Consider the following 14,167-nt stretch of genomic DNA (forward strand, 5'->3'; position numbering starts at 1 on the left):
GGAAAATTAGGAGGTTTCATAATGGAAATCAAAAAGGCGATTTTACATATTATTGATAGAGAAGCAGGCTCATTAATTTGCTCTCAAACAGAATTGGACTTAAAAGAGTATGCTGTAAAGCAGTATTTAGATTCAGTGCTAAAACGTTTAGAAAAAGCAGAATACAAAACGGGTATCTTAAATCAAGAATCGGAATTTTATCGATTAGTAACAAACGAGGAATTAGATTTTGTTGATAAATCAAGCGAAATGGCACAAATGCTTTTTGATAGCTTAGCAATCAGTGAAGATGCTCCTAGTGGGGACTTATTAGTTGTAGAGTTAGCGGAATTAAATGGTACGCCAAAACTGGGTATGATTAAATTTAATTATAAACCAAGCTTTACTCATCACGTTACTTATATTGAAGATAAAATGCAAAATAATATCATTTTAAATAAAACTATTTTCCCCTCAACTACTCAAAGAATTGATGAATGTTGTTTAATTAACTTAAAAACATTTGATTTAGAGCTGGTTGAAAAAAAATATAGTTTTGAAGGGCAAAATAGGTTGTTTTTCTCTGAGCGATTTTTGCAAGTTGATCCTAAACCAACAGTTACTGAAAATTTAAAAATTATCAAAAAAGCAGTTAAAGAAGTGGCTAACAGATATAATGAGGAAGAATATGTTAGTATGAGTCAAACGCAACAAGCGATTTTTGAGAGTATCGAAGAAGATGGGATTATAAGCAAAGAAAAAATCGCAGAAGCTGTTTTTGAAAACAACGAATCTGCGAAAAAAGAATACTATGAGATGATTGAACAAACCAAATTTTCTGAAGAGATACCAAGTAATGTACCGAAGTATGAAAAAAAATACAGTAAACAAAAATTTAAATTAACTAATGGCATTGAGCTTAGTATCCCAACAGATATTTTTAAAGATAAAGAATTAATTGAGTTTATTAATAATCCTGATGGTACGATATCGGTTATGATTAAAAATGTAGAAGAAGTTGTTAGTAAGTTTTAAAACTCTTCTTGAAAAAATCCCCTGTACGATTCATGATATCAATGGTTAGAATATGTGGTTCACCAACTCCTGTATCAAAACTCATGTTTTTACCATATTCTGTGTTAACATTATCCAGGTAAAATTGATGTGTCACCGTATAAGGTAATTTGGCGTCTTCTGTCCCATGCCAAAAATAAAGTGGGCGACTAGCTATTTTTTCAGGCATTAAGTTTAAGTCATAGTGCTTAGTCCAAGCAAGTAAATCTTCCAAAACCGGTACATCATAAATATTAGATTGTTTCATGTAGCTAGTAACTCGGTTAATAAAATCTTGATAGTTAGGTGCACCCATTAAAATTGCAGCAGCTTTAACTTCCGGAAAATGGGTTAAAATACCAGCAGTGGTCATACCTCCCATTGAAAAACCTGCTACGCCTAATAAGTCATCTTTAATTAACTGACGGTCGTTGTAGAAGTCTTTAATGATGGAGAATTCACTTAAATTATGTTGAATTGTTGACCAAAATCTAAATGAGGGGATTTTGGTAGGGTTATTAACTTTTCGTTCCCCGTGGTACATAGAATCAGGTATGATAACTCTGATATTGTTTAAAGCTATTTTTTTCCCAGCCGTTAAAGCTAATTCTTTTTTTGTTTGCCATCCGTGGTAATAAACAACTAATGGAAGGGCTTCGTTTACCTTATCTTCAGGTGATAGTTCTAAAACGGGAATATGTTCAATCATCCGTTTTCTAAGTGTAATATTCATATTAGTCACGTCCTTTAATTAATAGTTTACAAGAGTCGATAATAGTTGTAAACAAAAGTGAATTAAGGATGAAAAAAGCAATAATTCATCTGCCTACCGTAGAAATTTAAGTGAATTTCTATTATAATGGAGGATGAGTTTCAAAAAGAGAGGAGAATGAAAGTGACCTATCAAGCATTGTATCGCGAATGGCGTTCTCAAACCTTCGATGAGATGGTTGGCCAAAAAATGATAACCCAAACGTTAAAAAATGCGATCATCCAAGATAAAGTTTCTCATGCTTATCTCTTTACAGGTCCTAGAGGGACAGGGAAAACAAGTGCTGCTAAAGTTTTTGCTAAAGCCATTAACTGTAAACATGCAGTAAACGGTGAACCTTGTAATGTCTGCCAAGACTGTATTGGTATCACAGAGGGTAGAGTAAATGATGTGATTGAAATTGATGCAGCTAGTAACAACGGGGTAGAAGAAATTCGAGATATTCGAGATAAAGTAAAATATGCGCCAACACAAGTTTCTTATAAAGTTTATATCATTGACGAAGTTCATATGCTATCTTCTGGTGCTTTTAATGCACTATTAAAAACTTTAGAAGAACCACCTAAACAAGTTGTGTTTATTTTAGCTACAACAGAGCCTCATAAAATACCAGCGACCATTATTTCAAGAACACAACGATTTGATTTCAAGCGAATTGGCTTAGAGGATATTATTGGACATTTAAGTCAAATTTTAGAAAACAAACAAATTGATTACGAAGAAGCAGCTGTCAAAATAGTTGCTAGAAGTGCTGAAGGTGGTATGCGTGACGCACTTAGTATCTTAGACCAAGCTCTTTCTTTTAGTGAAGGTAATTTAACAGTCAATGATGCTTTGGAAGTGACAGGTAGTTTAACAAACGAGATAATGGATAATTATTTATCTCATTGTGTTAATAGTGAAGCAGAAGAAGCCTTGTCTGTATTAAATGAATTGTTGCGAGAAGGTAAAGAAAGCAATCGTATTGTTGAGAACTTACTATTATATTGTCGTGATTTACTTGTCTATAAACAAGCACCATCTGTTTTAGAAAAGCAAGTAGGTATTTTAACAGAAAGTTTTAGACAGTTAAGTCAAGATGTATCCTTTGAGCAGCTTTACCAGTTAATTAATGAATTAAATGAAACACAAAAAGAAATCAGATTTAGTCATCAGCCTACTGTATTTTTAGAGGTAATGACAGTTAAGTTAGCCACTACTTTAAGTATCAGAAAAGTAGAAAAGCCTAATGCACAAGAAGTTGATTTAGCTAGTATTGATACAAGTGGATTAGTGGAGAGAATTAATCAGTTAGAAGTAGAATTACAAGGCTTAAAAGAAAGACAGTCTCAATCAAATCAAGGGGAATCTCGTCAAGGGGCAACCGCTAAAAAAGCGAAAGCACCTACTTATAGAATTCCAACTGAGCAAGTCTATCAGATTTTAGAAAAAGCTAAAAAAGATCAGTTACTTGCAGTACGAGATGCATGGCAAGAATTATTACAATTTTTATCAGTGACACAACGGGCGATGATAAAAGCAAGTGAGCCAGTAGCTGCTAGTGAAGATGGCTTGATTGTTGCTTTTGAATATGAGATATTATGTCAGAAAGCTAGTCAAGATGAAGAACTAAATCTAGCGATGAAACACGGTTTAAACAGATTATTAAACTATGCGCCTAACTTGATTAGTGTACCAAAAGAACAGTGGACAGAACTTAGAACTTCTTTTATCTCTCAAATGGATAAATCAGAAGACTCAGAAGATGCCCCTAAAAAAATAGAAACAGATCCAGTTGTGGAAGAAGCTAAAGAGTTATTTGGTTCTTTTGTGAATGTGATTGAAGATTAAAGAAAATAGGAGAGATTATTATGATGCGTGGAATGGGAAATATGCAAGGTATGATGAAACAAATGCAAAAAATGCAAAAAGAAATGACAGAAACAAAAGCTCAATTAGATAGTATGGAATTTACTGGTGAAGCAGGTAACGGTCTTGTAAAAGTTGTGATGACAGGTGAGAGACAAGTTATTTCTGTAACAATTAATCCAGATGTTTTAGACCCAGAAGATGCAGATATGACACAAGATTTAGTTTTAGCTGCAACAAATGATGTTCTTGCTAAAATTGAAGTTGAAACTGAAAAAATGATGGGAAAATACGCTAAGAATATTCCTGGATTCTAAATTAGATAAACATGATGACAGGAAGAGACCCTTCCTGTTTTTTTTAAGAGAAAGAAGGCTGAACTTATGCATTATCCTACACCGATTGCCAAGTTAATTGAAAGTTATATGAAATTACCAGGTATTGGAGCTAAAACAGCAACTCGTTTAGCTTTTTATACAATCAATATGCGAGAAGAAGATGTGACTGAATTTGCCAAGTCATTAATTAGTGTTAAGAGAGATTTACATTATTGCCATATCTGTGGCAATATAACGGATGAAGAAACATGTGACATTTGCCGAAATCCAAGTCGAGATAAACAAACGATTTTGGTAGTAGAAGAAACAAAAGATGTCATGTCTATGGAGAAAATGAGAGAATACAAAGGACTGTATCACGTATTAAACGGCGTGTTGTCACCAATGGATGGTACTGGTCCAGATGATTTAAATATTGCGTCTCTTATTAAAAGATTACATAGTGATGAAGTAACAGAAGTTATTATTGCAACTAATGCAACAACCGACGGAGAAGCAACAGCTATGTATTTATCTCGTTTAATAAAACCAGCTGGAATCAAAGTGACTCGTTTAGCTCATGGCCTTTCAGTGGGAAGCGATATCGAGTATGCTGATGAAATTACTTTGTTAAAAGCAGTTGAAGGTCGAACAGAATTGTAAGGAATTGGAGAATTTATTTATGAATGGAATATTTATTACCGTTGAAGGTCCAGATGGTGCAGGAAAAACAACAGTTATTCAGAAGTTGAAAGAGAAATTAGAGGCAACGATTAATACGGAGTTGGTTGTAACTAGAGAACCAGGTGGCATCCCAATTGCTGAGAAAATTCGCCAAGTTATCTTAGACCCTACTAATACAGAGATGGATGAAAGAACAGAAGCTTTATTATATGCTGCAGCTAGACGTCAACACTTGATAGAAAAAGTATTACCAGCAATGAAAGCTGGAAAAGTTGTTTTATGTGATCGATTTGTAGATAGCTCAGTAGCTTATCAAGGTGCTGGAAGAGGAATAGGAGCAGACGAAGTTTATCGATTAAATGAATTTGCCATTGAAGGTCACTTGCCAGATTTGACTCTATACCTAGATGTCCCTTCAGAAATCGGGCTAGAAAGAATTAACCAAGGAAGAAAAGAAGAAGAATTAGATAGATTGGATAAAGAATCTTTAGCTTTTCATCAAACGGTAAGAGCTGAGTATCTGAAGTTACTAGAAGACAATCCTAATAGAATTCTTTTAGTAGATGCAAAAGAAGATATAGAAAAAGTGACAAAAAATTGTTATGATTTAATTGTAGAGAAGTTCCCTTCTATTTTTAATTAGAAGAAAGGTAGGGATTAAGATGAAATTATTATTAGCAATAGTACAGGATAAGGACAGCAATCGTTTATCTAGTGAGTTTGTCAAAGAAAATATTCGTGCTACAAAACTTTCAACAACAGGTGGCTTTTTAAGAGCAGGGAACACAACTTTTATTGTCGGGATTGAAGATGAGCGTGTAGAAGAGGTATTACAAGTCATTAAAGAAACATGTCAATCTAGAGAGCAATATATTACTTCACCAGTCACTTTTGATTTATCAATGGATCCTCATGGAAGTTATCCAATTGAAATTCAAGTTGGTGGAGCAACTGTTTTTGTGATGCCTGTTGAAGGGTTTCATCAATTCTAATGACAACTAAATTGATAAATCGCGTAAAAGAAACACAACCTCAAGTGGCTTCTCAGTTTGAGAAAGTTATAAAAAGGAAACAATTGACTCACGCCTATCTCATTGAACATTTGGATAGCACCGTTAGCTATGATTTTTCTTTGTGGCTTGCTCAATCAGTGTTTTGTATTCACATGATAGATGGGTTACCTTGTGGAAATTGCGATACATGTCGCCGGATTGAATCTTTTGATTTTCCAGATGTCAATACTGTTGAACCAGATGGACAGCGGATTAAAGTGGACCAAGTAAGAGAAATCAAACAAACCTTTATTCGTAGCGGGATGGAATCAAGACAAAAAGTTTTAATTATTAGAGAAGCTGAAAAAATGACAACTAGCGCAGCCAATAGTCTGTTAAAGTTTATTGAAGAGCCTGATGGATTGATGTATGTCTTTTTCTTAACATCTAATACAAATAGAATATTACCAACGATTCAATCACGATGCCAACAAGTGTATTTAAAACCAGTGTCCAAGAAAAGCATTGAATCACGTTTAAAAGAACAAGGTGAACTATCCAACCAAACGATTCAATTACTTGTTGAATTAACAGATTCCATTCAAAAGGCAGTTGAATTATCAGAGGATGAGTGGTTTAATAGTTCTAAAGAAACTGTGTCTAAATGGTTTCAATATTTAGAGAATAATAACCCATTAAGTTTTATTTTTGTTCAACAACATTTAGTGAAAATAGCAAAAGATAAAGACCAGCAATTTCTAATTTTAGATATACTACTTGTGATGTATCGTTTAAAATTAAAAGAAGAAGTTATTAATCAAGGGATGTCCCAAAAGAGGTTAACTTCATCAATTGAATTAGTCATAAACGCTAGAAGGAAGTTAGAAGCCAATGTTTCTTTTCAAAATGTCTGTGAGCAATTAGTGTGGCAATTACTGAATTAATATAGGAGGGCAACAAAATGGTAGAAGTAGTCGGAGTTCGCTTTAAACCTGCAGGAAGAATTTATTATTATGCCGGTGCAACTGACAACGTGACATATACATATAATCAACAAGTTTTAGTGGAGTCGCAAAAAGCAAAAGAACTAGCATTTGTAGCTATTCCTCAAAAAGAAATTTCTGAAAGTGATTTGCCAGATGAATTAAAACCAATCCTACAAGTAGCAACTGAAAAGGAATTAAAAAAATATCATCAAAATCAAATAGATGCAAAAGAAGCATTTAAAATAGCAAAAGAAAAAATAATCAAACATCAATTAGAAATGAAATTAGTTGATGCTGAATATACATTTGATCGTAGTAAAATTATTTTTAGTTTCACAGCTGATGGTCGCATCGATTTTAGAGAATTAGTTAAAGATTTAGCTAGTATCTTTAAAACAAGAATTGAGCTAAGACAAATCGGTGTAAGAGATGAAGCTAAACTACTTGGCGGAATCGGGCCGTGTGGTAGACCTTTATGTTGTAGTACCTTTTTAGGTGATTTTGCCGCTGTGTCAATAAAAATGGCAAAAGAGCAAAGTCTATCTTTAAATCCTGCTAAGATATCAGGAGTTTGTGGTCGTTTAATGTGTTGTTTAAATTACGAAAATGATGAGTATGAGAGAATCAGAAAATCAATGCCAGACTTTGGACAAACAATCGAGACACCAGATGGACCAGGTAGAGTAATTGGATTAAATGTTTTATCTGAAGTAATCAGGGTTAAATTAAAAACAAGAGAAACCCCTATGGAATATGGATTAGACGAATTAGAAGAAGTAAAAGAGCAGAAGATAAAGGAAGATTAGCATGGAAAAAACAAATCTTTATGATGAATTAGTTGATATAGAAAAAGCGTTACAAACCATGTTAATTCAAGTGAGTGAAATGAAAGATGTGGTTGATACGGTTTTAGAGAAAAATCTGAATCTAGAATTGGAAAATCAACATTTAAGAGATCGCTTAGAAAAATTAGAGCGTGAAGATTTACCAGAAGATAGTAAACAAGAATTATCTAAATCAAGACTTAATTTAGAAAAACTTTATGAACAAGGGTTTCATGTCTGTAAAGATTTTTACGGATCTAGAAGAGAAAATCATGAAGAGTGTGTCTTTTGTTCACATATGATTTATGGAAAATAAAAACTGGTGAGGCACTAGCCTAACCAGTTTTTTTAAAGGAGAAAAAATTATGCAACAGAAAAGTTTTAAAAATATGGATACAGGTAAGCTTTATCTTGTTCCAACACCAATTGGTAATTTGGAAGACATGACTATTAGATCAATTAACATATTAAAGGAAGTTGATTTAATAGCAAGTGAAGATACTAGAAATACTCAGAAATTGCTTAATCATTTTTCAATTGAGACCAAACAAACAAGTTTACATGAACATAATGTAAAAGAACGTGTTCCTGAATTAATTGATGCGTTACTAAATGGTAAAAAGATTGCCCAAGTTAGTGATGCAGGCATGCCATCTATTAGTGACCCTGGACATGAACTTGTTGTTAAAGCCATTGAAGAAAAAATTGATGTTGTGTCACTGCCAGGGGCTTCAGCAGGGATTACCGCTTTAATTGCATCCGGTATTTCTCCGCAACCTTTTCTGTTTTATGGTTTTTTACCACGTAAAAATAACGAACAAAAAAAGGCATTAGAAGAATTAAAAAACCAACAAGCAACAATAATATTTTATGAATCACCACATAGAATTGTTAAAACCTTAACTAATATGTCTGAGGTTTTAGGGACAACTAGAAAAGCTGTTTTATGTAGAGAATTAACAAAACTCTATGAAGAGTACACTAGGGGAACTATTCAAGAGTTGATGGAATTCTTTGATGAGAAGTCTATCAAAGGCGAATGTTGTTTGATTATTGAAGGGGCTAATCTTGAGGATAACTCGATGTTAGAAGAGGAGTTAACACCTCTTGAACATGTTAATTTGTTAATGACGACTCTAGGGCTATCAAGTAAGGAAGCTATAAAAGAAGTTGCTAAAAAAAGAGGATTAAAAAAACAAGAAGTCTACAAAGAGTTTCATGAAAAAGAATAAAATCTTATTTTTCTGTTTCTAAAAAAAAGTTGCATATTAATAAGGTTATGATATAATTTTACTTGTATAAGTACCATTAGAATAGGGATATTGAGATTTTTTTTTATTAAAAAAGTTGTTTTTTTATTTTGATTTTACTTGGATATGTCATGTTTTTTAATATAAGTTTTATTGTGAGGTGGAATTGTATTGTTTAATAATTGGTTAAAACGTCGTGATGAAAACGATGAAGAAACGTCTTTAAATGAAGAACAAGAGCAAAATGTATCTGGTCAGATTTATGGAAATACAGATGATGATGACTATTATTACTATTATTACTATGAAGGTGATAGTAGTGATGAACCAACAATTCCTAATTTATCTTCAGAAACACCAACAGAGGTAACTGATGAAGAAGAATTAGAATTTTTTGATTCAAAAGAAGACACATATGTCAGTCCATTTACTACAACAAAAGAGGATGAAGTAGAGTCTTCAGATGATGTAACGTATGAAGAAGATTTTGTAGCTCCTGAAAAGATTTCATTAACAGAAGAAAAACAACCAGTTTCTGTGAATGAGGAAGAAATGGCTCAACTTAAAGAACAATTGGCAGAAATCCTAATTGAAAATGAATCATTAAAAGAACAAACGAGTCGTTTATCTTTTGTAGAAGCTAATAACGAAAGTTTATCAGATCAGCTTAAAGAGTATAATGACGTTTTAGAAGAAAATAATGAATTAAAGACACGTCTTTTAGATATGGAAACAGCATCAGAAACAACAGAAGAAGAAATGTCACAAGTAAAAGAGTTAGATGAAAGATTGTCAGAGTTAATTCAAGAAAAAGAAATTCAAGAAAAAGAAAATTCTCAATTAACAGCTAAGATAACAGAACTGACAGAAGAAAGAGACACTTTGTTAGTATCAAATTCTGATTTATCTGAAGAGTTAGAAAAAGCAACTAACTTAATTGCAACACTGAAATCAGAGAATAATGTCTTTGTTGAAAAAATTGAAGAATTACAACAAAATTTAGAAGATTCTAAAACAGGTTCTAGTAAAAATGATTTAATTATTGAAGAGAATATTCGCTTAATCAAAGAATTAGAAGAAGAGTTAGAGCAATCTAAAAAACTTGAAACAGAATTAATAGAACGTTATGAAACAGAAATTGAATCTAATAAATTAATGATGACGAAAAATGAACAGGAGTTAACTGAGATGAACGAAAGAATTAGCCAAACTGAGGAATTAGAAAAAGAATTAGCAGAATTAAGAGAAAATCAAAAAGCAATCAATGAATTACAAAAAGAATTATCAACTATGCGTCAACAACAAGTTGATGTAACAACTAGCTTGACAGAATTAGCTTCAGAAAAAACAAGATCAGCTAGATTAGAACAAGAAGTAACAGAATTAAAATCTGTTCAAACACCTGAAGTTTCAGGTTTACAAGCGGAACTAGCAAGAGTTAAAGAAGAGTTAAGAATTGCTAACTTAAAAGCTGAACAATCAGGTTCAATGAATCAATCAGATATTGCTCACGTTATGTTAGAAGCTCAAGCTAAAGCACGTCAAATCGTTGATGTAGCTAACTACGAAGCAAAACGCCGTGTAGCTGATTCAGAAATGGAATTAAGTGCAGTGAGTCAAGAAGCTCGTAATTATTACAGAAAATTAGAAAAAATCAAAGCAGAATCAGAAGTAGTATTTTCTGAATTATTAAGAAAATTAGAATCAATCGGAGATATTGATAGACTATAATAAGCAGAAAGTGAGGTAGAGGATGATGACGAAAAAGAATAAACAACCAGTACATCGTAAAATGGGGATTTTTGTTGGTGTAACAACGACGTTATTTTCGATTTGCGGTCCTATACTTCAAACTGTTGCTATTGCAGAAGAAACAAAACCTTTAGGTATTAACCGAGTGCCAGGATTACCTGATGTCACTTCAGTTATTAATTATGATAGTGAGTTTAGTAGTAATTTAGATAGTTCAAGTGATTTTGAAACGTCAGCATCATCTTCAGATATTCCAGAAGAATCTACTTCTGGAAGCTCTGAGGAGACTGGAACTAGTGAAACGAGTAGTAGTTCTTCTTCAAACAGTAGTACAAGTGAGAGCAGCAATACGTCAAGTAGCTCCTCATCAACTAATTCTTCATCTACAGATAATAGCCATAATATTTCTAGTAGTTCTTCTAGTGATAAGGGGACGTCTTCAACTAGCAGCTCAACTGATGGAAAAGGGGAAACAAAACCTTCTTCAGATAAAAAAGATGAGTCTGATGCTAAAGAGATAAAAGCTCCTATCAAATATACTAAAAATCAATCAACGGCTGAGTTTATTGAAGAAATCGGTGAAGATGCAAGAGCAATTGGGCAAAAAAATGATTTATATGCATCTGTTATGATTGCCCAAGCTATCCTTGAAAGTGGATCAGGAAATAGTGGCTTAGCTTCAGCTCCAAATTATAATTTATTTGGTATTAAAGGTTCTTATAAAGGTGAATCTGTTCAAATGCCGACCTTAGAGGATAATGGTTCAGGTAGTATGTATACAATTACTGCTAAATTTAGAAAATATCCGAGTTATAAAGAATCATTAGAAGATTACGCGACTCTTATGACTGGTGGTACTTTAGGTAGATCAACTTTCTATCAAGGTGCTTGGAAATCAAATACTGATAATTATGAAGAAGCAACTAAATACTTAACAGGACGTTATGCAACAGACACTCGCTATAACGAAAAGTTAAATGGTTTGATTGAAACCTATGATTTAACTCAATATGACCAAGCTAAAGCGTCAAAGAGTAAGATGAAAAAATCAAAAGAAACAGAAAAATTCATCAAAGAAATAGCTCCTGATAGTAAAAAAATAGCAAAAGAAAATGATTTATATGCTTCTGTTATGATAGCTGAGGCGATTCTTCAAAGTACATCGGGTAACAATGTATTAGCAGAAAGTCATAACATTTTTCTGACTGAAGGAAATTATGAAGAAAAAAGTGTTGAATTAGATACAATTAAACACACTTCTGAAGGACCTAAGCTTGAAAAAGTTGATTATAAAGAGTATCCAAGTTATGAAATAGCTATGGAAGATTATGTAAGTGAGATGAAAAAAGACAAAGAAACCTTGAAAGAGATGACGATGTCAGAAAAAGATACTTATAAAAAAGTAACTGCTTATATGACGGCTCAAAAAAATCAAGACCGCAAATATCATAAAAAGATGAATGCTTTAATTGATACCTATGATTTAACTAAATATGATGAAGTTAAAAAAGAGGTAAAAGATAAAGACAAAGAAACAACTGTTGCAATTAAAGATAACAAGAAAAAAGATCAAAGTGTCGATTTAATTAATAAATTAGGTCAGACGATGACAGATAAGTTATTTGAAGGTTTAGAGAAACCTACTAAATATCAAGTGACACAAAAATAAAGAGAGAAATCTCTTTTTTTTTGTGATTTGACATTTACTTCGAAATAGCTTATAACTAAAGAGCTTATATATGATTATAATATGGATAATCGTTTCTACTCAGCACCCTAAATGTTGAACTATAAGTAAATTTGGACCTTCATAGGCCTTTTTTGCTTTCAGCTAAATAGGGAAAAAATATTTGGAGGCCAATCATGAAAGAATTATTGAATAAAATTATTAGCGATGGAACTGTATTAGAGGAAGATGTGTTAAAGGTTGATAGCTTTTTAACTCATCAAGTTGATCCAGAATTAATGAGTTTAGTAGGAAAAGAATTTGCTAATCGCTACCGCGATAAAAATATAACAAAAGTTGTTACGATAGAATCATCTGGTATTGCGCCAGCAGTATTTATTGGTTTGGAATTAGGAGTGCCAGTTATTTTTGCTAGAAAACAAAAAAGTTTAACTATGAATAAAGAACTTTTAACCGCAGAGGTTTATTCTTTTACGAAACAAGTGACTAATGAAATTTCTATCTCAACTAAATTTTTAACAGAAAAAGATCATGTTTTAGTTGTAGATGATTTTCTAGCAAATGGACAAGCTGCTTTAGGTTTAGTTGAATTATGTACCCAAGCAGGAGCAACTGTTGAAGCGATTAACATTGTTATTGAAAAGTCATTCCAAAATGGACGTACATTATTAGAAGAAAAAGGATACAAAGTAGATTCATTAGCTCGAATTAAATCGTTAAAGAATAATGAAGTGACATTTATTGAAGAATAGTTGCTGACAGTTACTCAAAAAGAGTAACTGTTTTTATTTTGTCATCTTTTAGCCTTTACAGTCGATTCTGAGATTGTTACTATTATAAGTGATTATCAGATTTATTAGTAGAAAGTAGTGAAGGATGTTGTCTGAAATAATTTTACCAGGAAGCACAATTGGTATCATCGGTGGTAGGCATATAAGCAAAATGTTGGTTATGTCAGCTAAAAAATACGGTCTCACAGTAGGGATTTTGGATCCATTAAAAAATTCCCCAGCAGCGCAAGTGGCAGATTGGCACATAGAAGCGGAATACAATGATGAACACGCATTACTTGAGTTAGCGCAAAAAAGTGATGTGCTTATTTATGAAACCAGAAATTTAGATACACAAGCAATAGATTTCTTAAAAGATATTGTTTTAATTCCTCAAGGAACATTCGGTTTAGGCGTTACTCAAGATCGATTGATTGAACGAGCATTTTTAGATAATCATTCTATTAACATCCTACCTTATGAAACAGCAGTCGTTATTTCAGATATTAAAGAAGCTGCTCAAATTGTTGGGTACCCTTGTGTTGTTAAAAGCACAAGAAGGTACGGAGAAGAAGAGAGTATTGTGGTTATTCAATCAGAAGATGAAGTTGATTTAGCAGTTCCTTTAATTCAACAGGGGGCATGTATAGTCGAATCTTATGTCTCATTAAAAAAAGAACTTTTTCTTTCAATAGGTATTAATGGGAATGGTGAGTACAGTTTGTTTCCAATCGTTGAAACAATTCATAATAAACAAGGTGAATTAAAAAAAATAAAAGCGCCAATTGATATTCAAGAGCTAGATGACTCGACACAAAATCAAATAAAACTTATTGCTAGAGTAATTGCTTCGGAATTAAATGTTTCAGGAGTAGTGGGAGTCGAATTTTTTATTAATGAATCTGGCAACTTATTTGTTAATGAAATATCTTCAATTGCTCATGAATCATCCAGCTATAGTTTAGATGCATGTGATTTTTCAGAATATGATATTCACATTAGGGGGATTTGTAATTGGCCGTTGCCAAAAATTGAGCAACTAAGACCTGCAATAACTTTTAATATTACAGAAGATAATTATGATACGATTCTCTTTTTACTAAATAAAAAAAGACAATGGCATTTTCATTTTTATCAATATCCAAAGGAAGTTGGAGCGGTTAAAGGGCATGTTACCATATTATCAAGTAACATTGAAGAAACGATACAAGAAATAAAGCATGCTGGCTTATTGAATGACTAGTATTAGAAGT

The 14,167-nt window shown here is 32.6% G+C and carries 15 protein-coding genes and 1 riboswitch; of the genes, 14 read left to right on the forward strand and 1 reads right to left on the reverse strand.

The genetic code is table 11. The annotated features are described in order from the left end of the window. The first annotated feature begins 21 nt into the window (after nt 1–21). Nucleotides 22–1,014 (forward strand): nucleoid-associated protein, encoded by a 993-nt coding sequence (locus ACODH8_RS01875; RefSeq protein ID WP_332465515.1) that lies wholly within the window; start codon nt 22–24, stop codon nt 1,012–1,014. Here ACODH8_RS01875 and ACODH8_RS01880 read toward each other — a convergent pair. Continuing rightward, complete coding sequence (locus ACODH8_RS01880; protein WP_332465514.1) at nt 1,001–1,765, reverse strand: hypothetical protein; 765 nt, start codon at nt 1,763–1,765, stop codon at nt 1,001–1,003. The genes ACODH8_RS01875 and ACODH8_RS01880 overlap by 14 nt on opposite strands. 162 nt (nt 1,766–1,927) lie before the next feature. On the opposite strand from ACODH8_RS01880, the gene dnaX reads away from it, so the two are divergent. The 13 genes from dnaX (at nt 1,928) to ACODH8_RS01945 (ending at nt 14,157) form a co-directional block, all read left to right on the forward strand. Further along, complete coding sequence (dnaX, locus tag ACODH8_RS01885; RefSeq protein ID WP_332465513.1) at nt 1,928–3,634, forward strand: DNA polymerase III subunit gamma/tau; 1,707 nt, start codon at nt 1,928–1,930, stop codon at nt 3,632–3,634. 20 nt (nt 3,635–3,654) lie between these two features. Continuing rightward, a complete protein-coding gene (locus ACODH8_RS01890; RefSeq protein ID WP_332465512.1) occupies nt 3,655–3,969 on the forward strand; it encodes a YbaB/EbfC family nucleoid-associated protein in 315 nt (104 codons plus the stop codon). A 66-nt stretch (nt 3,970–4,035) separates the two neighbouring features. Further along, nucleotides 4,036–4,632, forward strand: a complete 597-nt coding sequence (recR, locus tag ACODH8_RS01895) for a recombination mediator RecR (RefSeq protein WP_332465511.1) — start codon at nt 4,036–4,038, stop codon at nt 4,630–4,632. A gap of 19 nt (nt 4,633–4,651) precedes the next feature. After that, nucleotides 4,652–5,296: a dTMP kinase gene (gene tmk / locus ACODH8_RS01900; RefSeq protein WP_332465510.1), complete on the forward strand. Its 645-nt coding sequence runs from the start codon at nt 4,652–4,654 to the stop codon at nt 5,294–5,296. Between the two features lie 19 nt (nt 5,297–5,315). Further along, nucleotides 5,316–5,645 carry a cyclic-di-AMP receptor gene (locus tag ACODH8_RS01905; RefSeq protein WP_332465509.1) on the forward strand — a complete coding sequence of 110 codons (330 nt, stop codon included), beginning with the start codon at nt 5,316–5,318 and terminating at the stop codon, nt 5,643–5,645. Then, a complete protein-coding gene (locus ACODH8_RS01910) occupies nt 5,645–6,589 on the forward strand; it encodes a DNA polymerase III subunit delta' (RefSeq protein WP_332465508.1) in 945 nt (314 codons plus the stop codon). Before ACODH8_RS01905 ends, ACODH8_RS01910 begins: the two co-directional genes overlap by 1 nt. A gap of 17 nt (nt 6,590–6,606) precedes the next feature. Beyond that, nucleotides 6,607–7,437 carry a stage 0 sporulation family protein gene (locus ACODH8_RS01915; RefSeq protein WP_332465507.1) on the forward strand — a complete coding sequence of 277 codons (831 nt, stop codon included), beginning with the start codon at nt 6,607–6,609 and terminating at the stop codon, nt 7,435–7,437. 1 nt (nt 7,438) lies between these two features. Next, nucleotides 7,439–7,771, forward strand: coding sequence for a DNA replication initiation control protein YabA (locus ACODH8_RS01920; protein ID WP_332465506.1), 333 nt, complete (start codon nt 7,439–7,441; stop codon nt 7,769–7,771). Between the two features lie 46 nt (nt 7,772–7,817). Continuing rightward, nucleotides 7,818–8,687 carry a 16S rRNA (cytidine(1402)-2'-O)-methyltransferase gene (gene rsmI, locus ACODH8_RS01925; RefSeq protein ID WP_332465600.1) on the forward strand — a complete coding sequence of 290 codons (870 nt, stop codon included), beginning with the start codon at nt 7,818–7,820 and terminating at the stop codon, nt 8,685–8,687. A gap of 189 nt (nt 8,688–8,876) precedes the next feature. Then, nucleotides 8,877–10,436: a hypothetical protein gene (locus ACODH8_RS01930; protein WP_332465505.1), complete on the forward strand. Its 1,560-nt coding sequence runs from the start codon at nt 8,877–8,879 to the stop codon at nt 10,434–10,436. 22 nt (nt 10,437–10,458) lie between these two features. Then, entirely contained in the window at nt 10,459–12,126 is a 1,668-nt protein-coding gene (locus ACODH8_RS01935; protein ID WP_420517471.1) for a glucosaminidase domain-containing protein, read from the forward strand. A 44-nt stretch (nt 12,127–12,170) separates the two neighbouring features. Then, nucleotides 12,171–12,268: riboswitch (purine riboswitch) on the forward strand. A gap of 52 nt (nt 12,269–12,320) precedes the next feature. Continuing rightward, nucleotides 12,321–12,896, forward strand: coding sequence for a xanthine phosphoribosyltransferase (locus tag ACODH8_RS01940; protein WP_332465503.1), 576 nt, complete (start codon nt 12,321–12,323; stop codon nt 12,894–12,896). Nucleotides 12,897–13,023: 127 nt separating this feature from the next. Then, nucleotides 13,024–14,157: a 5-(carboxyamino)imidazole ribonucleotide synthase gene (locus ACODH8_RS01945; RefSeq protein WP_332465502.1), complete on the forward strand. Its 1,134-nt coding sequence runs from the start codon at nt 13,024–13,026 to the stop codon at nt 14,155–14,157. Nucleotides 14,158–14,167 lie beyond the last annotated feature (10 nt).

It is taken from the genome of Vagococcus fluvialis (assembly GCF_048815235.1).
GTDB lineage: Bacteria > Bacillota > Bacilli > Lactobacillales > Vagococcaceae > Vagococcus.